Annotated in this window: 1 rRNA gene; it reads right to left on the bottom strand. The window is 57.2% G+C overall.

What is annotated here, in order from left to right:
- Positions 1–1,123, bottom strand: a 23S ribosomal RNA gene (locus tag G548_RS0116860); the annotation flags it as partial.

Below are 1,123 nucleotides of genomic sequence, written 5' to 3'. Positions count from 1 at the left end.
CCCCCCATCACTCAAATGGAACGGAGGTGGTACAGGAATATCAACCTGTTTTCCATCGCCTACGCCTTTCGGCCTCGGCTTAGGACCCGACTAACCCTGAGCGGACGAGCCTTCCTCAGGAAACCTTGGGTTTTCGACGGAAGGGATTCTCACCCTTCTTTTCGCTACTCATACCGGCATTCTCACTTCCAGGCGCTCCACCGGTCCTCACGGTCCGGCTTCGGGGCCCCTGGAACGCTCCCCTACCATCTCTCCCATGCGGGAGAGTCCACGGCTTCGGTGCTGCGTTTAGCCCCGGTACATTGTCGGCGCAGAGTCACTCGACTAGTGAGCTATTACGCACTCTTTCAATGATGGCTGCTTCTAAGCCAACATCCTAGTTGTCTAAGCAACTCCACATCCTTTTCCACTTAACGCAGACTTAGGGACCTTAGCCGGTGGTCTGGGCTGTTTCCCTCTCGACGACGGATCTTAGCACTCGCCGTCTGACTCCCGGGCAGCAAGTCGCTGGCATTCGGAGTTTGACTGAATTCGGTAATCCGGGAAGGACCCCTCGTCCAATCAGTGCTCTACCTCCAGGACTCTCATACCCGAGGCTAGCCCTAAAGCTATTTCGGGGAGAACCAGCTATCTCCAGGTTCGATTGGCATTTCACCGCTACCCACGACTCATCCCCGCAATTTTCAACTTGCGTGGGTTCGGGCCTCCAGCCAGTGTTACCTGGCCTTCACCCTGGTCATGGGTAGATCACCTGGTTTCGGGTCTACGCCCGCCTACTTGATCGCCCTCTTCAGACTCGCTTTCGCTGCGGCTCCGCCTTTGCGGCTTAACCTTGCAGACGAGCGTAACTCGCCGGTTCATTCTACAAAAGGCACGCCGTCACCCCTTAACGGGCTCCGACTTCTTGTAGGCACACGGTTTCAGGATCTGTTTCACTCCCCTTCCGGGGTGCTTTTCACCTTTCCCTCACGGTACTGGTTCACTATCGGTCACTAGGGAGTATTTAGCCTTGGGAGATGGTCCTCCCAGCTTCCGACGGGATTTCTCGTGTCCCGTCGTACTCAGGATACCCCCGGCGGGGGGAGGATGTCGGCTACCGGGCTGTTACCGTCTCTGGCGGGCC

Origin of the sequence: Marinococcus halotolerans DSM 16375 (assembly GCF_000420725.1) — a bacterium.
GTDB classification, from domain to species: Bacteria; Bacillota; Bacilli; order Bacillales; family Marinococcaceae; genus Marinococcus; species Marinococcus halotolerans.
This window is presented reverse-complemented; position numbering and strand designations above follow the sequence as displayed.